The organism is Streptomyces sp. NPDC036813, assembly GCF_055609245.1.
In genome coordinates this window covers 227,623-246,219 of record NZ_JBVJPV010000012.1, presented here as the reverse complement: position 1 = coordinate 246,219, position 18,597 = coordinate 227,623, and the positions used below count along the sequence as shown (strand labels likewise).

The following is an 18,597-nucleotide window of genomic DNA, read 5'->3' as shown; positions in this document are numbered from 1 at the left end:
AGAGGGCTCATGCCTCACACCAGCGCATCCCCCACGCCCGTCCAGCGTTCCCCCCGCAGCCGGCGTCTCGCCGCCGCCCTGGCCGGCGCCGCCGCCCTGGCCGCGCTGACCACCATCACCGCGCCGTCCGCCTCCGCCGCCGTCGCGCCGCCGAGCGGAACGTCGTGGGACCACGTGTGGTCCGGCACCGGGGTCAAGGTCTACGTCAAGGAGCACGGCGACATCGTCTCCGTGTGCGACACGTCCGCGAACGGCCACTCGGCGTGGGTGACGGTCGACGACGTCACCGCCAACCGCTCCGGCTACAAGCTGACGGCGAGCGGCGGCAAGGGCACGTGCGCCTCGCACTCGGCCGCCGAGGGCATCAGGTACGACATGGACGAGTACGACCGCTTCGGCCTGAACTACGAGGGCGCGGGCGGGCGCGGCTCCTACTATGTGAGCTTCGTCAACGACCACTGACGGCCACGGCGGCCCGTGCGCACCCGCACGGGCCGCTCACCCCTCCGCGATCACCACGGCCGAGGCCACCCCGGCGTCATGGCTGAGCGACACGTGCCAGGACCGTACGCCCAGCTCGGCGGCCCGGGCCGCCACCGTGCCCGTCACCCGCAGCCACGGCCGGCCGCTGTCCTCGACGCACACCTCGGCGTCGGTCCAGTGCAGTCCGGGCGGCGCCCCGAGCGCCTTGGCCAGCGCCTCCTTCGCGGCGAAGCGCGCGGCGAGCGAGGCGACACCGCGCCGCTCCCCGCTCGGCAGCAGCAACTCGCCCTCCACGAACAGCCGCTGGGCCAGCCCGGGCGTACGCTCCAGCGACGCCGCGAACCGCTCGATCTCGGCCACGTCGATACCGACCCCGATGATGCTCATGCGGTGCACCCTACGGCGGCGGGGAAATCGCGGGGCCGAGCGCCGGAGCAGTTGCGACAGCTCCGGACGCGCTGACGAACCCTCACTCCACGGTCACCGATTTGGCCAGGTTGCGCGGCTGATCCACCTCGTTGCCGCGGGCGGTCGCCAGTTCGCAGGCGAAGACCTGGAGCGGGACCGTCGCGACCAGCGGCTGGAGCAGCGTCGGGGTGGCCGGGATGCGGATGAGGTGGTCGGCGTACGGGACGACCGCCTCGTCGCCCTCCTCGGCGATCACGATGGTGCGGGCGCCCCGCGCCCGGATCTCCTGGATGTTGGAGACGATCTTGTCGTGGAGGACCGACCGCCCGCGCGGGGAGGGGACGACCACGACCACCGGCAGGTCCTCCTCGATCAGCGCGATCGGCCCGTGCTTCAGCTCGCCCGCCGCGAAGCCCTCGGCGTGCATGTACGCCAGTTCCTTCAGCTTCAGCGCGCCTTCCAGCGCGACCGGGTAGCCCACGTGCCGGCCGAGGAACAGCACGGTGTTCTTGGACGCCAGCGAGCGCGCCAGCTCCCGTACCGGTTCCATCGTCTCCAGGACCCGCTCGACCTCGCCGGAGATCTGCGCGAGGTCCCGGATGACCGCGCGGATCTCGTCGCCCCACTTGGTGCCCCGGACCTGGCCCAGATACAGCGCGACCAGGTAGCACGCGACGAGCTGCGTCAGGAACGCCTTGGTCGAGGCGACCGCGACCTCCGGCCCCGCGTGCGTGTACAGCACCGCGTCCGACTCGCGCGGGATCGTGGAGCCGTTGGTGTTGCAGATGGCGAGCACCTTGGAGCCCTGCTCGCGGGCGTGGCGCAGCGCCATCAGCGTGTCCATCGTCTCGCCGGACTGGGAGATGGCGATCACCAGCGTCTGGGCGTCCAGGATCGGGTCCCGGTAACGGAACTCGCTCGCCAGCTCCACCTCGCACGGGATCCGCGTCCAGTGCTCGATGGCGTACTTGGCGATCAGGCCGGAGTGGAAGGCCGTACCGCAGGCGATGATGACGACCTTGTCGACCTCGCGCAGCTCGGACGGCGTGATGCGGACCTCGTCCAGCGTCAGCGAGCCGGACCCGTCGATACGGCCCAGCAGCGTGTCTGCGACCGCCTTCGGCTGCTCGGCGATCTCCTTGAGCATGAAGTAGTCGTAGCCGCCCTTCTCGGCGGCGGAGGCGTCCCAGTCGACGTGGTAGGAGCGGACCTCGGCGGGGCTGCCGTCGAAGCCGGTGACGTTCACGCCGTCCCGGCGCAGCTCGACGACCTGGTCCTGACCGAGTTCGATCGCGGAGCGGGTGTGCGCGATGAACGCGGCGACGTCGGAGGCGAGGAACGCCTCGCCCTCGCCGACGCCCACCACCAGCGGGGAGTTGCGCCGCGCGCCGACGACGACGTCCGGCTCGTCCGCGTGCACAGCGACCAGGGTGAACGCGCCCTCCAGCCGTCGGCACACCAGCCGCATGGCCTCCGCGAGGTCGGCGCAGGAGGAGAACTCCTCGGCGAGCAGGTGCGCCACGACCTCGGTGTCGGTCTCCGAGGCCAGGTCGTGCCCGCGCTCGGCGAGCTCGGCCCGCAGCGCCGCGAAGTTCTCGATGATGCCGTTGTGGACGACGGCGACGCGGCCCGCGTTGTCGAGGTGCGGGTGGGCGTTGGCGTCCGTCGGGCCGCCGTGGGTGGCCCAGCGGGTGTGTCCGATACCGGTCGTGCCGGCCGGGAGCGGCCGGTCGACCAGCTCCTTCTCGAGGTTGACGAGCTTGCCGGCCTTCTTGGCGGCGGCCAGCCCGCCGTCCGCGAGCACGGCGACGCCCGCCGAGTCGTACCCGCGGTACTCCAGCCGCTTGAGCCCGGCCATGACCACATCGAGCGCCGACTGCGCCCCCACGTATCCCACGATTCCGCACATGGCACCGCAGCCTACGATCCGAAGCGGGCGCGAACCCCCCGCCGTGTGCCCGAATTCGGAAATTCCCACGGGGATACGAACGGGGGACACGAACGCCCCGCCGGCGACTCAGCGGCGCGGAGCGGGTGCCTGAAGCCCGAAGCTCGCCGATTTCAGCCAGCGCCGCATGCGCGTGGCGAGGGGGCGTTCGACGAACCGGTGGGCCAGGTAGGACAGCAGCACCAGGGCGCCGACCGTGACGGCGACCAGCGTCCAGGGGGCGACCCGGCCGCCGAAGTGGTGGACGACGGTCATGCCGATGACGTCGTGCAGCAGGTACAGCGGGAAGGTCATCGTCCCGGCGACGGTCAGCCAGCGCCAGCGGATCCGGCTGGTCCAGCCGAGCGCGATCGCGGCGATCAGCGCGAAGAACACGGTGACCGCGAGGATCAGCGAGCCGCGCCACGGCGACCAGACGTCCCAGTTGTTGCGGCCGCCGTCGGGGGCCAGGAGGAAGTGCAGGGCGAGCAGCCAGGACATCACGACGATGCCCCACAGCAGCGGCGTCGAGCGGAACCGGTGCATCAGGTAGAACGCCATGCCCGCGATGAAGTACGGGGCGGACGGCGGGTTGACCAGCAGCGTGAGCAGCGGGATGCCGGCGGAGGGCGCCAGTACGGCGCCGACGGTCCACAGTCCGCAGAAGACGACCACCCGCTGGTAGGTCAGGCCCTTCCACACCACGACCGCGAAGGTGAGGTAGAAGCACAGCTCGGGCCAGAGGGTCCAGTAGACCGAGTCGAGGTCCTTCACGCCGAGCGGCTGCTGGAGCATGGTGAGGTTGGCGAAGACGACCCGTGGGTTCGGGTGTCCGAACGGCGTGTCGAAGAGGAAGATGACGGCCGCCGCCACGACGACCGAGATCCAGTACATCGGGTACAGCCGGGTCACCCGCGAGATGAAGAAGTCGCGTGGGCTGCGGCCCCAGGCACTCATGCAGATGACGAAGCCGCTGATCAGGAAGAACAGGTCGACGCCGAGCCGGCCGTAGGCGAAGTAGGCGTGCGCCTCGGGGAACAGCTCCTGGTAGGGACGGCCCCAGATGTGCTTCACGGTCGACGGCTTCTGGCCGACGAAGTGGAACAGCACCACCGCCAGGGCCGCAACGAAACGCAGGCCGTCGAGCGCGGCGAGCCGCTGCCCACGCGGACGCGTCTCCGCCGCGGGCACTCCCGGGGGCGAGGGTACGGCGGGTGCGGTCGGCCCGTTCTCTCCTCTTCGCCCCGTGGGCGCTTCGAGGAGTCGCGTGCTGTCCGCCTGGCTCATCCGTTCACCATTTCGTCGTCGCTGTCGGTTCCCTGTGCCTCCCCCATGGCAGCGTTCCATCCCGCACGGTACGGGTGACGGCCCGGCCCCTCGCATCCGGGGACCCCACACAGCACCGGCACGCGGGGGTCACGCGCCGGTCACGGGATTCCCACCGGGCGAAACCACCCGGTGGGAACGACAGCGACGGCTCAGCCGAGCTTGGCGAGCTGCGCCTGGAGCAGCTCGGGCGGGAAGGGGTAGTCCTTGCCGGTCGCGGCCGCGCCGAAGTTGATCGCGTTGAAGTAGGCGACGGTGGCGCCCTTGCGGACGACGACCGCCTTCACCGGCACCTGGTCACCGTCCGCCTCCATCATCGACGTCAGGGCCAGCGCCTCGTCGCCGCCCTGCGGCGCGGGAGTGCTGACGACCTTGGCGTACGGCGTCTTGTCGGTCCCCGCGGTCCAGGAGTAGCCGCCGGCACACGCCGCCACGGCGCCCTTCAGATCGGCGAAGGCCTTCTCGGCGCCCCCGTCCGCGTAGGACGCCAGCGTCACGAAGGCGTTCGTCCGGTCCAGGGCCGCGGTGAGCTTCTCCTCCGGCGCCGCGCCGGCGGCCGGCTTCTTCTGGTCGGCGAGCCAGTGCCGCTTGACGTGGGCCGCGGGGGCACCGACGTACGTCCCGGCCTGGACGTCGGCGAGCGGCGCGCAGGCCGGCTTGTCGGTCTTGATCTCGTCCTGGGCGATCTCGTCCTTCGCCGCCACCTTGGAGACCTTGCCGCTCTTGACGTCCGCCTGGGCGACCACGGCCTTCTCCAGCTCGGCGGCGGTCAGCGGCTTCCCCGCAGCCGGCGCGGCGGAGGCCGTCTTGTCGGCCTGCGCGGTCTTGCCGTCGTCGGCCTTGTCGTCGCTGCCCGACCCACAGGCGGACACGAGGAGCGCGAGCGCGGCGACCGAGGCGGCGAGACCGGCCCGGCGAACGGTGGTGAGACTCACGGAAACTGTTCTCTCTTCTTCACAACCCGGCGTTTTACGTGGACATTACACACAGCAGACCCACAGATGATCTCCCGAACACCCATTCGCGACCCGACCGTGACACCCGCGTGATCACCCTCCGCAGAGCCCCACGTGACAGCGATGGACAGTCCGGTCATTCCTGAGCCGCCACACCTTCCGCCACACCGCCGCCGACCTGGTCTCCGTCGTCCCCACCGACGGCGAGCGCGCCCAGGAACTGACGTCGGAAGGTACCTTCGGTGCGAAAAACCCCCTGGGCAAGGCCTACTTCCCCGACGGCAACGTGAAGGACGTGGGCAACAAGTTCTTCATCAAGCTCGTACGGGCCCAGGGGCACAGGTACGGCTACTACGTGCAGACGTGCTTCCCCAAGTAAAGGAGGTGAGGGACAGTGCCACGTTTCATGGAGTTCGACTTCGGCGTGTCGTGGGTGATGAGCTTCTTCCATCAGGACGCCACCCACGACGGGGACACAGCCGCCGAAATCGTCGCGAACCACCTTGCGCGGGGGATCGACGAGGTGGCCATGGCAGTACGCCGCGACGCACAGATTCTCTCCATCCTTTCCTCGGAGACGCTTGAGGTGCTGTGGGAAGCCGGCACCGACTACATGCCAAGCTGGGAGCGGATCGGGGGCGGAGCGCAGTGGACACGGACGGTCGTCGAACTTTGTGACGCCCGGCTGTCCGACACAGCGGACCCGCAGCCGCTCACCGGCGCGGACACCGAGGACGGCGCGGCCTGCCTCGACGCGGTCGTGGCCGAGATCGAGGCAGCACAGTCCCTTCCCCCCGAGGTGCAAGAGGCGCTGGTCGACTGCGCGCGTCTCTGCACGCCTGACGTGGCTTTCCGGATCCTGTTGAGGGCCATGAGCAGCATCCGGGAGGCCACGCTGTCTCCGGCCCAGTACACCCGGCTGGAAGCCATCGGCTCCGCCCTGCACTACGGAGAATTCGTGGTGGACAACGTCAGGTACCTCGTCGAAGACGAGTAGCCGACCAGGGCGCGTCACGCCGGCCCGGTCCGGCGTGACGCACCCCACCCCCCGCCCCGTTCAAACTCCGTTAACAATGGACTGTGATCTCTCCGGTCTCCTCGATGCCCCGGAGCGCCCACCGGAACCGTCCGGAGGCGACTCCCTACGTCGATCTCACCCGCGCCGAGTGGAGCGCGCTGCGCGACAAGACTCCGCTGCCACTGAGCGCGGAGGAGGTCGAACGGCTGCGCGGCCTCGGTGACGTCATCGACCTCGACGAGGTGCGGGACATCTACCTCCCGCTCTCCCGGCTGCTCAACCTCTACGTCGGCGCCACCGACGGCCTCAGAGGAGCGCTGAACACCTTCCTCGGGGAGCAGGGCTCCCAGTCCGGCACCCCGTTCGTCATAGGGGTCGCCGGCTCGGTCGCCGTGGGGAAGTCCACCGTCGCCCGTCTCCTCCAGGCCCTGCTCTCGCGCTGGCCCGAGCACCCCCGCGTCGAGCTGGTCACGACGGACGGGTTCCTGCTGCCCACCAAGGAGCTCCAGGCGCGCGGCCTGATGTCGCGCAAGGGCTTCCCCGAGTCGTACGACCGCCGCGCCCTGACCCGGTTCGTCGCCGACATCAAGGCAGGAAAGGGCGAGGTCACCGCGCCCGTCTACTCCCACCTGATCTACGACATCGTCCCCGGCGAGAAGCTCGTCGTGCGCCGCCCGGACATCCTGATCGTCGAAGGGCTCAACGTCCTGCAGCCCGCCCTGCCCGGCAACGACGGCCGCACCCGGGTCGGCCTCGCCGACTACTTCGACTTCAGCGTGTACGTCGACGCGCGCATCGAGGACATCGAGCGCTGGTACCTCAGCCGCTTCCGGAAGCTGCGCGAGACGGCCTTCCAGGACCCGTCGTCGTACTTCCGCAAGTACACGCAGGTGTCCGAGGAGGAGGCCCTCGACTACGCCCGCACCATGTGGCGGACGATCAACAAGCCCAACCTGGTCGAGAACATCGCCCCCACCCGCGGCCGCGCCACCCTGGTCGTGCGCAAGGGCCCGGACCACAAGGTGCAGCGCCTGAGCCTGCGCAAGCTGTAACGGCACCCGAGGCGCCTGTTAGAAAGAGCGCATGCTGCATCTGCGCCTGATCACCCCGTCCGGCACGACGGACGACGTGGTCCGCCTGATCGAGAAGACCGTCGGTACCACGCATGTCGTGGTCCTGCCGGGCGCCGCCCGTGACCCGGCCGGGGACGTGGTGCTGTGCGACGTGGCCCGCGAGGCCGCCGACGAACTGCTGTCGGACCTGCAGCACCTCGGCCTGGAGCGCACCGGCTCCATCGCCGTCGAGAACATCGACCTGTCGCTGTCCCGCCGGGCCGACCAGGCGGAGGACGACGCACCGGGCGAGGGCGCGGACGCGGTGCTGTGGGAGCACCTCACCGAAGCCACCCACGAGGAGTCGACCCTCTCGGTCACCTACGTCGCGTTCATCACGCTGGCCACGATGATCGCGGCGTGCGGTGTGGTGCTGGACAACGCGATCCTGATCGTCGGCGCGATGGCGGTCGGCCCGGAGTTCGGACCGCTGGCCGGCATCTGCACGGCGATCGTGCAGCGCGCGCCCCGCCTCGCCCTGCGGTCGATGATCGCGCTGCTGGTCGGCTTCGCGGCGGCCATGGCGGTGACCGCCGGCTTCAGCCTCTTCATGGACGCCGTCGGCCTCTTCACCAAGGGACAGCTGGAGGCGGAGCGGCCCAACACCGGCTTCGTCTACGCGCCGGACTGGTTCTCGTTCGTCGTCGCGGTCCTCGCCGGCTGCGCCGGCACCCTGTCCCTGACCTCGTCCAAGTCGGGCGCCCTGGTCGGCGTCGCCATCTCCGTCACCACGGTCCCGGCCGCCGCGAACGCGGCGGTCGCCCTGGTCTACGGCGACACCCACCAGACGCTCCGCTCGAGCCAGCAACTCCTGCTGAACCTGCTGGGCATCGTCCTGGCGGGAACGCTCACGCTCCTGGCCCAGAAGTACTTCTGGGCCAGGCAGAGGGAACTCACGAAGGAACGGCAGGACAGCCGACCCTGAAGGGGCGTGGGGAACTGCGCGACCACCACCACGAGTCCGCAGACCGCGTCTCGCAGTACCCCCACCTCGAACCCGGCGGATTACCCCAACGCCGACTTCACGACATCGGCCAGCCGCCCGGCGACAGACCGGGCCTGCTCGATGTCCGCCGCCTCGACCATCACCCGCACCAACGGCTCGGTACCGGAAGACCGCAGCAGCACCCGCCCGGTCTCACCGAGCTCGCGCTCCGCGTCGGAGACCGCCGCAGCCAGCTCCCCCGACGTCTTGACCCGGGACTTGTCCACATCCCGCACGTTCACCAGCACCTGCGGCAACCGCTCCATCACGGAGGCAAGCTCCCGCAGCGACCGCCCGGTCTCGGCCACCCGCGCCGCGAGCAGCAGGCCCGTCAGCGTGCCGTCACCCGTCGTGGCGTGGTCAAGGATGATCACGTGCCCGGACTGCTCGCCGCCGAGCGCGTACCCGTGCTCCTTCATCTCCTCCAGCACATAGCGGTCACCGACCGCGGTCTGGACGAGCTTCAGCCCCTCCCGCTCCAGCGCCAGCTTGAAGCCGAGGTTGGACATCACGGTCGCCACGACGGTGTCGGAGCGCAGAGCGGACCGCTCCCGCATGGCGAGGGCCAGGACGGCGAGGATCTGGTCGCCGTCGATCTCCTCACCGGTGTGGTCGACGGCGAGGCAGCGGTCGGCGTCGCCGTCGTGGGCGATGCCGAAGTGCGCGCCGTGCTCGAGCACCGCGGCCTTGAGCAGGTCGAGGTGGGTGGAGCCGCAGCCGTCGTTGATGTTGAGCCCGTCCGGTTCGGCACCGATCGTGACGACCTGTGCACCGGCGCGGGTGAACGCCTCGGGCGACACGCGCGCGGCAGCGCCGTGCGCCTCGTCGAGGACGATCTTCAGCCCGTCGAGCCGGTTCGGCAGCACGCCGACCAAGTGCTCGACGTACCGGTCGAAGCCCTCCTCGTAGTCGCGGACGCGGCCCACGCCGGCACCGGTCGGACGGTCCCACGGCTCGCCGTGGCGGTGGGAGTCGTACACCGCCTCGATCCGGTCCTCGAGCTCGTCGGCGAGTTTGTGACCGCCGCGGGCGAAGAACTTGATGCCGTTGTCGGGCATGGCGTTGTGGCTCGCGGACAGCATCACACCGAGGTCGGCGCCGAGCGCGCCGGTCAGGAACGCGACGGCCGGGGTCGGCAGGACACCGACGCGCAGCACGTCGACGCCGGCGCTGGCGAGGCCCGCGACGACGGCCGCCTCCAGGAACTCCCCGGACGCGCGCGGGTCACGGCCGACCACCGCGATCGGCCGGTGCCCCTCGAAGGTGCCCGCCTCGGCGAGTACGTGTGCCGCCGCGACGGACAGGCCGAGTGCCATCTCGGCGGTCAGATCCGCGTTGGCGACACCGCGCACACCGTCCGTGCCGAAGAGTCGTCCCACGTGTCCTCCTGAGGAAGCGTCAGTTACGAAGAGCGGCGCGCCGCTGCGGCCCATGCGCGTGCCGACGTCCGTGTCCCGGGACTGCGCCGCCCGGGCACGCAATCGCACAAGCTGCTGAATGTCTTGTGCCGTTATACGCCCGAAGGCTGTGATAAACGAACGCCCCGGCGGCACACTGGCGTGCCGCCGGGGCGTTCGGAGTACGCGGGGGCAACCGACACGGAAGCCCGGATACGTACGAGCAGGCAGCGAAGCTTAGCGCTTGCTGTACTGCGGGGCCTTGCGGGCCTTCTTCAGACCGGCCTTCTTGCGCTCGACCGCACGGTCGTCGCGCTTGAGGAAGCCGGCCTTCTTCAGCGGGCCACGGTTGTTGTCGACGTCGGCCTCGTTCAGGGCACGCGCGACACCGAGGCGCAGGGCACCGGCCTGACCGGAGACACCGCCACCCGCGATGCGGGCGATGACGTCGTAACGGCCCTCGAGCTCGAGCACCTTGAAGGGCTCGTTGACTTCCTGCTGGTGCACCTTGTTCGGGAAGTAGTCCTCGAGGGTGCGACCGTTGATCTTCCACTTGCCGGTGCCCGGAACGATCCGGACACGGGCGATGGCGTTCTTGCGGCGGCCCAGGCCGGCGGCCGGCTGGGGCTCGCCGAAGCGGGAAGCCAGCGACTCGGAGGTGTACTCGCCCTCGACGGGGACCTCGGACTCGGTGGTGTAGCTCTCGATGTCGATCTCTTCGATCGGCTGCTCGGCAGTGGTCTCGGCCACGATTCTCCTCAGATTCTCTTCAGTCTTAGGGGGTGGCCGGACTTACTGCGCGACCTGGGTGATCTCGAACGGCACCGGCTGCTGGGCAGCGTGCGGGTGCTGGTCACCCTTGTAGACCTTCAGCTTCGAGAGCATCTGACGGCCCAGCGTGTTCTTGGGGAGCATGCCCTTGACGGCCTTCTCGATGGCCTTCTCGGGGTTCTTGTCGAGCAGCTCGTCGTAGCGGACGGAGCGCAGACCACCCGGGTAGCCGGAGTGGCGGTACGCCATCTTCTGGGTCCGCTTGTTGCCGGACAGGTGCACCTTGTCGGCGTTGATGATGATGACGAAGTCACCCGTGTCAACGTGAGGCGCGTAGATCGGCTTGTGCTTGCCACGCAGGATGGAGGCCGCAGTGGAGGCCAGACGGCCCAGGACAACGTCCTGAGCGTCGATGACGTGCCACTGGCGCGTCACATCGCCGGGCTTGGGGCTGTACGTACGCACGGTTCGTAGCCTTCGCTTCGAGTGAATGGTCCTAGACAAGGTCACCGAAACGATCACGACAGCCTTGACCCACGGCGGCGACGCATACCGCGTACGTGGGGTCGCTGGTCATCGGCCCGGTGGACCGGTGTAAGGGCCCGTCCCGTGAGAATGAGCAAGCCAATACACAACGAACAAGCAGAATACCGGGGCCGACGGGGTGGGTCAAAACGACCCCGCTCAGGCCCCCCGCGGCCACCGTCGCTCCGCCCTCCCCACTGCACGGGCCATGACACACGGGCACCCCGTCTAAGATGCGCCCCATGAGCTATGGGCAGGGGGGACCCCAGCAGCCCCAGTGGGATCCCTGGAAACCGAACTCCCAGCAGCCGTGGAGCGACGGCGGTGACGGCGAGACCCCGGACTGGGCGGCACTGGCCGAGGCGTCCGAAGCGCGCACCAAGCGGCGCCGGATGCTGTTCATCGGCGGCGGCGCGCTGGCCACCCTCGCGGTCGGAGCCGCGGTCGCCCTGGCCGTGACCTCGGCGAACGGCAGCAATCAGGCGGGCGGCGACCCCAGCTCGCTGCCGCCGACGGCGTCCATCCCGGGCGAGACGGCCACGGCCCCGTCGTTCGCACCGACGAGCGCCCCGCCCCCGCTGGACCCGAAGGAATTCGTCTCCGACAAGAAGAAGGACACCGCGCCCCTCGGCCCGGACATCCTCTTCCCCGGCTCGCAGCTCACCATGGGCTCGACCGTGTACAAGAAGGGCCCCACCGCCGACACCAAGGACTGCTCCACGGCGTCCAAGGGCACGCTGCCCAAGGCCCTCGCCGCGAACGGCTGCACCCGCGTGCTGCGCGTCACCTACACCCAGGGGGGTGTAGCGGTCACGGTCGGTATCGCCGTCTTCGACACCGAGGCGCAGGCCCTCGCCACCCGCAAGGCCAGCTCCCCGAAGACGGGCATGGTGCAGCCGCTGTCCGGCAAGGGCGTCAAGCCGTTCTGCGACGGCGCGGTCTGCCGCTCCACGACGAACTCCTACGGCCGCTACGCCTACTTCACCCTGACCGGCTTCACCAGCGGCAAGAACGTCACCACCAAGGACACCAAGGCCTTCAGCGCCGGTGACGACCTCGCCCTGTTCGCCTTCAACCAGATCAAGCGGCGCGGCGAGGCCCAGGCGTCGGCGGCGGCGAACGGCTGACCCGGCGGACGCGTCGGGCAGGTTAACTTCTCCCGACAGCTCCTCCGCAGGCGTTTCCCGGTCCCGGCACGCGTGCCAGCATCGGGGATCATGTCCGAAGCGATCCTGCTCGTGGGGGGTCAGGGCACCCGGCTGCGCCCCCTGACCAGCCACATCCCCAAGCCGCTGCTGCCCGTCGCCGGAGTGCCGTTCCTCACGCACCAGCTGGCGCGGGCCGCCGCCGCCGGCGTCACCCGCGTCATCCTCGCCACCTCCTACCTCGCGGAACTCTTCGAGGCGGAGTACGGCAACGGCGCGCGGCTCGGCCTGGAGCTGGAGTACGTCACCGAGGAGAGCGCCCTCGGCACCGGCGGCGCCATCCGCAACGCGGCCCGGCGCCTGCGCAGCGCGCCCCGCGACCCGGTGCTCGTCTTCAACGGCGACATCCTCTCCGGCGTCGACATCGCCGCCCTGCGCACTCACCACCGGGTCACCGGCGCGGACGTCACCCTGCAGCTGAAACGAGTCGGCGACCCGCGCGCCTTCGGCCTGGTCCCGACCGACGAGGGCGGCCGCGTCACCGCCTTCCTGGAGAAGCCGCAGACCCCGGAAGAGATCATCACCGACCAGATCAACGCCGGCTGCTACGTCTTCACCCGCTCGGTCATCGACCGCATCCCGCCGGACCGGGTCGTCTCCGTGGAACGCGAGACGTTCCCCGAGCTGCTCGCGACCGACGCCCACGTGCGCGGTGTGGTGGACGACACCTACTGGCTCGACCTCGGCACCCCCGCCGCCTTCGTCCAGGGGTCGGCCGACCTGGTCCGCGGCCGCGTCACCTCCCCCGCGCTGCCCGGGCCGCCCGGCGAGGCGCTGGTCCTGCCGGGCGCCCGCGTCCACCCCGCCGCGGTGCTCAGCGGCGGCACGGTCGTCTCCCCCGGCGCGGTGATCGAGGAGGGCGCGGTCGTCGAGGGCAGTGTGGTGATGACCGGCGCCCACATCGCCCCCGGCGCCACTGTCCACGCCTCGGCCATCGGCCGCCACGCCCGCATCGGCCCCGGCACGTCCCTGGAGGCGACGGTCATAGGCGACGGCGCGACCCTCTCCGAGGGCAACGAACTCCCCCCGGGGGTCCGCATCGCCTGCGGCACGGAGATGGCCCCGTACAGCGTGCGCCTGTCGGCGACACCGACGCCGTGCGCGAGGGAACACACGGGACGAGTCCCGACCTCAGGGGCGCGGGGGCCTGCGCGACCGGCCACGACGGCGTAGCACCGGGAAGACGGCAGAACCCGGCACTAACAACAGCCGCCCCGCGGGGGAAGGCTGCGCTTGTTCCGCGCCTCCCGGCTCCGCGCCGCGAGCAACGCGTCCGCCGGATACCCGACCTCCTCCAACGTCAGCCCGTGCGGCCGCACCACATGCACCGCGGAGTCCCGCACCCCCGCGGCGAGCACCTTCGCCGGCCACTCGGGCCCGCGGTGCCCGTCGCCCACGAACAGCAGCGCCCCGATCAGCGAGCGCACCATGTTGTGGCAGAAGGCGTCGGCCCGGACGGTGGCGGAGACGATCCCGTCGTCGCCCCGCGAAAGGCTCAGTTCCTGCAAGGTACGGATGGTGGTCGCCCCCTCCCGCTTCTTGCAGTACGCCGCGAAGTCGTGCTCCCCCAGCAGCCCCCGCGCGGCCTCGTTCATGGCGTCGACATCGAGCGGCCAGTCGTGCCACAGCACATGGTTGCGCAGCAGCGGGTCGACACCACCGGGGTTGTCGGTGACCCGGTAGGCATACCGCCGCCAGATCGCGGAGAACCGGGCGTTGAAGCCACTGGGCGCCGGCCGCAGCGCCCACACCCGCACATCCTTGGGCAGCCGCCCGGCGAGCCGCTTCAGCAGCTTCTCGTGGTGCTCGCGCCAGACGTCCTCGGGCAGATCGACATGGGCCACCTGGCCGCGCGCGTGCACCCCGGCGTCGGTGCGGCCGGCGACGGTCAGCTCGTACGTCTCCCGGGAGCGGGTGACGGTCCGCAGCGCGTCCTCGATCTCCCCCTGCACGGTCCGCCGGCCGCCGGCCTGCTTGGCCCACCCGGAGAAGTCGGTGCCGTCGTAGGACAGGTCGAGGCGGACACGGACGTAACCGGGCGCTGCTTCATCACTCACGTACAGATCCTCTCAGCAACACGAGAACGGGCCCGCTCCTCGAAAGGAACGGGCCCGCTCTTGAGGACGTCAGGCAGAGCCTCAGGCGTCCTTGGACTCCTCGGCCGGAGCCTCGGTGGCCTCGGTCGACTCGGCCTTGGCCTCCTCGGCCTCCTTGACCGCGCGCTTGGTCGCGGCCTCGGCCTCACCCACGGCGTTCTGCTGCACCGTCAGCGCCTCGACCAGCTCGATGACAGCCATGGGCGCGTTGTCGCCACGGCGGTTACCGATCTTGGTGATGCGGGTGTAGCCACCCGGACGGTTCTCGTAGCGCGGGCCGATCTCGGTGAAGAGCGTGTGGACGACGCTCTTGTCCGTGATCACCTGGAGCACCTGACGGCGGTTGTGAAGGTCGCCCTTCTTCGCCTTGGTGACCAGACGCTCGGCGTACGGACGCAGCTTGCGCGCCTTCGCCTCGGTGGTGGTGATGCGGCCGTGCTCGAAGAGGCTCTTCGCGAGGTTCGCGAGGAGCAGCTTCTCGTGCGCGGCGCTGCCGCCCAGACGGGCACCCTTGGTGGGCTTCGGCATGATCAATCTCCTGTGTGTCTGCCCCGGCCGTATCAGGTACCGGAGTCAGTATCCGAGCGAGCGGTTGCCCGTCGGAGATCCGGGCGCCCTTTCGGACGCCCGGAGGGTCCGCGCCCCGAAGGGGCGCGGGGAACTGCGCGACCGGCCACGACGGACCGGCAGCCGAATCAGTACTGCTCGGTCTCCACGAAACCGGCGTCAGCGTCGTCATCGGCACCGAACGCGTCCGCGGCGGCGGTCGGGTCGAATCCGGGCGGGCTGTCCTTGAGGGCCAGGCCCATGCCGGCCAGCTTCGCCTTGACCTCGTCGATGGACTTCGCACCGAAGTTGCGGATGTCCAGCAGGTCGGCCTCGGAACGAGCGACGAGCTCACCCACGGAGTGGATGCCCTCACGCTTGAGGCAGTTGTACGACCGAACGGTGAGCTCGAGCTCCTCGATCGGCAGCGCCAGATCGGCGGCGAGCGCGGCGTCCGTCGGGGACGGACCCATGTCGATGCCCTCGGCGTCGATGTTCAGCTCGCGGGCGAGACCGAACAGCTCGACCAGCGTCTTACCGGCGGAGGCCATGGCGTCACGGGGACGCATCGCCTGCTTGGTCTCGACGTCGACGATCAGCTTGTCGAAGTCGGTGCGCTGCTCGACACGCGTGGCCTCGACCTTGTACGTGACCTTCAGCACCGGCGAGTAGATGGAGTCGACCGGGATACGGCCGATCTCCTGGCCCGCCTGCTTGTTCTGCACGGCGGAGACGTAGCCGCGACCGCGCTCGACGGTCAGCTCCATCTCCAGCTTGCCCTTGCCGTTGAGCGTGGCGAGGACGAGGTCGGGGTTGTGCACCTCGACACCGGCCGGGGGCGCGATGTCGGCGGCGGTGACCAGACCCGGGCCCTGCTTGCGCAGGTACATCACGACCGGCTCGTCGTGCTCCGAGGAGACGACCAGCTGCTTGATGTTGAGGATCAGGTCGGTGACGTCCTCCTTGACACCCGGCACGGTGGTGAACTCGTGCAGGACGCCGTCGATCCGGATCGAGGTGACGGCGGCACCCGGGATCGAGGAGAGGAGCGTGCGGCGGAGGGAGTTGCCGAGGGTGTAACCGAAGCCCGGCTCCAGCGGCTCGATCACGAACCGGGAGCGGAACTCGTCGACGACCTCTTCGGTCAACGAGGGACGCTGAGCGATCAGCATGTGTGGATCAGATCCTTCTTTCGTGGACGCCCGCTATTTGACGCCCGACGGAAACCGCGCCCGGTGAAAAGCGCGGGTACTGCAAGGGTACGGGCGGCACGACGCAACAGAGCCGTACCGCCCGAGAAGCCCGAAGAAAGCGAGGTCAGACGCGACGACGCTTCGGCGGACGGCAGCCGTTGTGCGGGGTCGGGGTGACGTCCTGGATGGAGCCGACCTCGAGGCCCGTGGCCTGCAGGGAGCGGATCGCGGTCTCACGACCGGAACCCGGGCCCTTCACGAACACGTCGACCTTGCGCATGCCGTGCTCCTGGGCGCGGCGGGCAGCCGACTCGGCGGCCATCTGCGCGGCGAACGGCGTGGACTTCCGGGAGCCCTTGAAGCCGACGTGGCCGGCGGAGGCCCAGGAGATCACGTTGCCGGACGGGTCCGTGATGGAGACGATCGTGTTGTTGAACGTGCTCTTGATGTGCGCGTGGCCGTGAGCGACGTTCTTCTTTTCCTTGCGGCGCACCTTCTTGGCAGCGCCCTGACGACCCTTGGGGGGCATCTACTAACTCCTACGGGAGGTGGTCGGTCCTACAGCGAAGACCGTGGACAGAGGTCCGCTGCGGACTACTTCTTGCCCGGCTTCTTCTTGCCGGCGATGGCGCGACGCGGGCCCTTGCGGGTACGAGCGTTGGTGCTGGTGCGCTGACCGCGGACGGGCAGACCGCGACGGTGACGCAGACCCTGGTAGCAGCCGATCTCGACCTTGCGGCGGATGTCGGCCTGGATCTCGCGACGGAGGTCACCCTCGGTCTTGATGTTGTTGTCGACGTACTCGCGGATCGCGACGAGCTGCTCCTCGGAGAGGTCGCGGACGCGGGTGTTCGGGTCGACGCCGGTCGCAGCCAGCGTCTCCTTCGAGAGGGTCCGGCCGATGCCGAACACGTAGGTGAGGGCGACCTCCACGCGCTTTTCGCGCGGGATGTCAACACCGGAAACGCGTGCCATTCAATGGCTCCTGGTGATCTTCGGAGGTCTTCCGCAGGACCGGTTCCCAGCCGCCGTATCAGGTACGAACTGGGTCCCCGGCCTCCGAGCCGGGGGTGTCAGGCAGAAAGAAACCCCGCCTGGGTCGTGCGTATGAACAAATTCAGCTCGCGTCGCGCGAAAACTCTGCGAAGAGATGCAGAGGGTGCGATCCGTGTGCGATCAGCCCTGGCGCTGCTTGTGGCGCGGGTTCTCGCAGATGATCATGACCCGGCCGTGACGGCGGATCACCCTGCACTTGTCGCAGATCTTCTTGACGCTCGGCTTGACCTTCATGGGATGTGAGGTTCTCCGGGTCAGTTGCCGGCGGCCCCGTGCACAGAGAGGGCACGGGACGTGGGCAAGATCTACTTGTACCGGTAGACGATCCGGCCACGCGTCAGGTCGTACGGAGACAGCTCCACCACGACCCGGTCGTCAGGGAGGATGCGGATGTAGTGCATACGCATCTTGCCGCTGATGTGTGCCAGGACCTGGTGGCCGTTCTGGAGCTCGACCTTGAACATGGCGTTCGGAAGAGACTCGACGACAGTGCCCTCGATCTCGATGGCACCTTGCTTCTTGGCCACGCTTCGCCCTTCGAATCGACTACCTTGATCGACTCCGGTGAGCACCATTTGTAAGCATGCGGACATGCGGGTGCACCAGAGCCGACGAGTCAGTCTACGTCAGCACACCCGAAAAGGCGAAACGAGGAAGTCTGCCCTACGAGGGAGATCGTCATGCACAGGGGGCATGACTCAGCGCCGCGGCTCCGCGAACGAGGACGAGGCCGAACGAGGACGGACTCAGGCCAGCGGGTCCGGGGCCACCGTCACGCCGTACTCCGCGAGCTTGGCCTTGCCGCCGTCCGGGGCCGTCAGGACCAGGGGGCCCTCTTCCGTCAGGGCGACGGAGTGCTCCCAGTGGGAGGACCAGGTGCCGTCGGTCGTGATGACCGTCCAGTCGTCGGAGAGGACCTCGGTCTTAGGTGTGCCGAGGGACACCATCGGCTCGATCGCCAGGCAGAAACCGGGGACCAGCTTGGGACCCTTGCCGCGGCGCTTCTCGACGTAGTTCAGCAGGTGCGGGTCCATGTGCATCTCGGTGCCGATGCCGTGGCCGCCGTAGTCCTCGATGATCCCGTAGCGGCCGCCGCCGGGCTTGGGCTGGCGGCGGATGTACGTCTCGATCGCGCGGGAGATGTCGACCAGCCGGTTGCCCGGCTTCATCGCGGCGATGCCCGCCCACATCGACTCTTCGGTCACCCGGGACAGCTCGACCAGCTCCGGGGCGTGACCGGACCCCACGAACGCCGTGTACGCGGCGTCGCCGTGCCAGCCGTCGACGATCGCACCGCAGTCGATGGAGATGATGTCGCCGTCCTTCAGCACGACGTCATCCGAAGGGATGCCGTGGACGACGACCTCGTTGACGGAAGTGCAGATCGTCGCGGGGAAACCGCCGTACCCGAGGAAGTTCGGCTTGGCGCCGTGCTCGGCGAGGACCTTGCGCGCGACCTCGTCCAGGTCCTTGGTCGTGGCGCCCGGCACCGCGGCCTCGCGGGTGGCCTTGTGGATGGCAGCGACGACCAGGCCCGCCGCACGCATCTTCGCGATCTGCTCGGGCGTCTTGATCTGCACCATGGGGGGCCTG

The 18,597-nt window shown here is 69.5% G+C and carries 21 protein-coding genes; 6 read left to right on the top strand and 15 right to left on the bottom strand.

Annotated elements, in window-relative coordinates; genetic code table 11:
- The first annotated feature begins 9 nt into the window (after positions 1 to 9).
- Positions 10 to 462, top strand: a complete 453-nt coding sequence (locus tag ACZ67Q_RS25280) for a hypothetical protein (RefSeq protein ID WP_471186039.1) — start codon at positions 10 to 12, stop codon at positions 460 to 462.
- A gap of 36 nt (positions 463 to 498) precedes the next feature.
- On the opposite strand, the gene ACZ67Q_RS25275 is transcribed toward ACZ67Q_RS25280, so the two are convergent.
- The 4 genes from ACZ67Q_RS25275 to ACZ67Q_RS25260 all read right to left on the bottom strand — a co-directional run bounded on the left by ACZ67Q_RS25275 (position 499) and on the right by ACZ67Q_RS25260 (position 5,079).
- Positions 499 to 870, bottom strand: coding sequence for a holo-ACP synthase (locus ACZ67Q_RS25275; protein ID WP_471186036.1), 372 nt, complete (start codon positions 868 to 870; stop codon positions 499 to 501).
- 82 nt (positions 871 to 952) lie between these two features.
- Positions 953 to 2,800, bottom strand: a complete 1,848-nt coding sequence (glmS, locus tag ACZ67Q_RS25270) for a glutamine--fructose-6-phosphate transaminase (isomerizing) (protein WP_471186033.1) — start codon at positions 2,798 to 2,800, stop codon at positions 953 to 955.
- 108 nt (positions 2,801 to 2,908) lie between these two features.
- A complete protein-coding gene (locus tag ACZ67Q_RS25265) occupies positions 2,909 to 4,105 on the bottom strand; it encodes an acyltransferase family protein (RefSeq protein WP_471186030.1) in 1,197 nt (398 codons plus the stop codon).
- A gap of 191 nt (positions 4,106 to 4,296) precedes the next feature.
- Positions 4,297 to 5,079 carry a hypothetical protein gene (locus tag ACZ67Q_RS25260; protein ID WP_471186027.1) on the bottom strand — a complete coding sequence of 261 codons (783 nt, stop codon included), beginning with the start codon at positions 5,077 to 5,079 and terminating at the stop codon, positions 4,297 to 4,299.
- A gap of 427 nt (positions 5,080 to 5,506) precedes the next feature.
- Here ACZ67Q_RS25260 and ACZ67Q_RS25255 point away from each other — a divergent pair, with 427 nt between their 5' ends.
- The 3 genes from ACZ67Q_RS25255 to ACZ67Q_RS25245 all read left to right on the top strand — a co-directional run bounded on the left by ACZ67Q_RS25255 (position 5,507) and on the right by ACZ67Q_RS25245 (position 8,155).
- Positions 5,507 to 6,097 carry a hypothetical protein gene (locus ACZ67Q_RS25255; RefSeq protein WP_471186024.1) on the top strand — a complete coding sequence of 197 codons (591 nt, stop codon included), beginning with the start codon at positions 5,507 to 5,509 and terminating at the stop codon, positions 6,095 to 6,097.
- Positions 6,098 to 6,201: 104 nt separating this feature from the next.
- Positions 6,202 to 7,170: a type I pantothenate kinase gene (gene coaA / locus ACZ67Q_RS25250; protein ID WP_471186021.1), complete on the top strand. Its 969-nt coding sequence runs from the start codon at positions 6,202 to 6,204 to the stop codon at positions 7,168 to 7,170.
- A 31-nt stretch (positions 7,171 to 7,201) separates the two neighbouring features.
- A complete protein-coding gene (locus ACZ67Q_RS25245; protein ID WP_471186018.1) occupies positions 7,202 to 8,155 on the top strand; it encodes a DUF389 domain-containing protein in 954 nt (317 codons plus the stop codon).
- Between the two features lie 80 nt (positions 8,156 to 8,235).
- Here the strand turns inward: ACZ67Q_RS25245 and glmM are convergent, their stop codons facing one another.
- From glmM to rplM, 3 genes are all read right to left on the bottom strand, one after another.
- Positions 8,236 to 9,594, bottom strand: a complete 1,359-nt coding sequence (gene glmM, locus ACZ67Q_RS25240; protein ID WP_471186016.1) for a phosphoglucosamine mutase — start codon at positions 9,592 to 9,594, stop codon at positions 8,236 to 8,238.
- Between the two features lie 255 nt (positions 9,595 to 9,849).
- Positions 9,850 to 10,362, bottom strand: a complete 513-nt coding sequence (gene rpsI, locus ACZ67Q_RS25235; protein ID WP_100827765.1) for a 30S ribosomal protein S9 — start codon at positions 10,360 to 10,362, stop codon at positions 9,850 to 9,852.
- Positions 10,363 to 10,404: 42 nt separating this feature from the next.
- On the bottom strand, positions 10,405 to 10,848 hold the full coding sequence (rplM, locus tag ACZ67Q_RS25230; RefSeq protein ID WP_037680366.1) for a 50S ribosomal protein L13: 444 nt from the start codon (positions 10,846 to 10,848) through the stop codon (positions 10,405 to 10,407).
- A 302-nt stretch (positions 10,849 to 11,150) separates the two neighbouring features.
- On the opposite strand from rplM, the gene ACZ67Q_RS25225 reads away from it, so the two are divergent.
- Together ACZ67Q_RS25225 and manB are read left to right on the top strand one after the other, a co-directional pair.
- Positions 11,151 to 12,035 carry a hypothetical protein gene (locus ACZ67Q_RS25225; protein WP_471186012.1) on the top strand — a complete coding sequence of 295 codons (885 nt, stop codon included), beginning with the start codon at positions 11,151 to 11,153 and terminating at the stop codon, positions 12,033 to 12,035.
- 90 nt (positions 12,036 to 12,125) lie between these two features.
- Positions 12,126 to 13,286, top strand: coding sequence for a mannose-1-phosphate guanylyltransferase (gene manB, locus ACZ67Q_RS25220; RefSeq protein ID WP_471186010.1), 1,161 nt, complete (start codon positions 12,126 to 12,128; stop codon positions 13,284 to 13,286).
- 26 nt (positions 13,287 to 13,312) lie between these two features.
- Here the strand turns inward: manB and truA are convergent, their stop codons facing one another.
- The 8 genes from truA to map form a co-directional block, all read right to left on the bottom strand.
- Positions 13,313 to 14,170 carry a tRNA pseudouridine(38-40) synthase TruA gene (gene truA, locus ACZ67Q_RS25215; RefSeq protein WP_471186008.1) on the bottom strand — a complete coding sequence of 286 codons (858 nt, stop codon included), beginning with the start codon at positions 14,168 to 14,170 and terminating at the stop codon, positions 13,313 to 13,315.
- Positions 14,171 to 14,251: 81 nt separating this feature from the next.
- Positions 14,252 to 14,737 (bottom strand): 50S ribosomal protein L17, encoded by a 486-nt coding sequence (gene rplQ / locus ACZ67Q_RS25210; RefSeq protein ID WP_471186005.1) that lies wholly within the window; start codon positions 14,735 to 14,737, stop codon positions 14,252 to 14,254.
- Positions 14,738 to 14,904: 167 nt separating this feature from the next.
- Entirely contained in the window at positions 14,905 to 15,927 is a 1,023-nt protein-coding gene (locus tag ACZ67Q_RS25205) for a DNA-directed RNA polymerase subunit alpha (protein WP_024755423.1), read from the bottom strand.
- A 145-nt stretch (positions 15,928 to 16,072) separates the two neighbouring features.
- Positions 16,073 to 16,477 carry a 30S ribosomal protein S11 gene (rpsK, locus tag ACZ67Q_RS25200; RefSeq protein WP_003956432.1) on the bottom strand — a complete coding sequence of 135 codons (405 nt, stop codon included), beginning with the start codon at positions 16,475 to 16,477 and terminating at the stop codon, positions 16,073 to 16,075.
- Positions 16,478 to 16,542: 65 nt separating this feature from the next.
- Positions 16,543 to 16,923 carry a 30S ribosomal protein S13 gene (gene rpsM, locus ACZ67Q_RS25195; protein ID WP_009300593.1) on the bottom strand — a complete coding sequence of 127 codons (381 nt, stop codon included), beginning with the start codon at positions 16,921 to 16,923 and terminating at the stop codon, positions 16,543 to 16,545.
- A gap of 201 nt (positions 16,924 to 17,124) precedes the next feature.
- The gene (gene rpmJ / locus ACZ67Q_RS25190) at positions 17,125 to 17,238 is read right to left on the bottom strand and encodes a 50S ribosomal protein L36 (protein ID WP_004984509.1); all 114 of its coding nucleotides are present in this window, start codon (positions 17,236 to 17,238) and stop codon (positions 17,125 to 17,127) included.
- Positions 17,239 to 17,309: 71 nt separating this feature from the next.
- Positions 17,310 to 17,531 (bottom strand): translation initiation factor IF-1, encoded by a 222-nt coding sequence (gene infA / locus ACZ67Q_RS25185; RefSeq protein WP_003948620.1) that lies wholly within the window; start codon positions 17,529 to 17,531, stop codon positions 17,310 to 17,312.
- Between the two features lie 219 nt (positions 17,532 to 17,750).
- A complete protein-coding gene (gene map / locus ACZ67Q_RS25180) occupies positions 17,751 to 18,587 on the bottom strand; it encodes a type I methionyl aminopeptidase (RefSeq protein WP_471186003.1) in 837 nt (278 codons plus the stop codon).
- Positions 18,588 to 18,597: the final 10 nt, after the last annotated feature.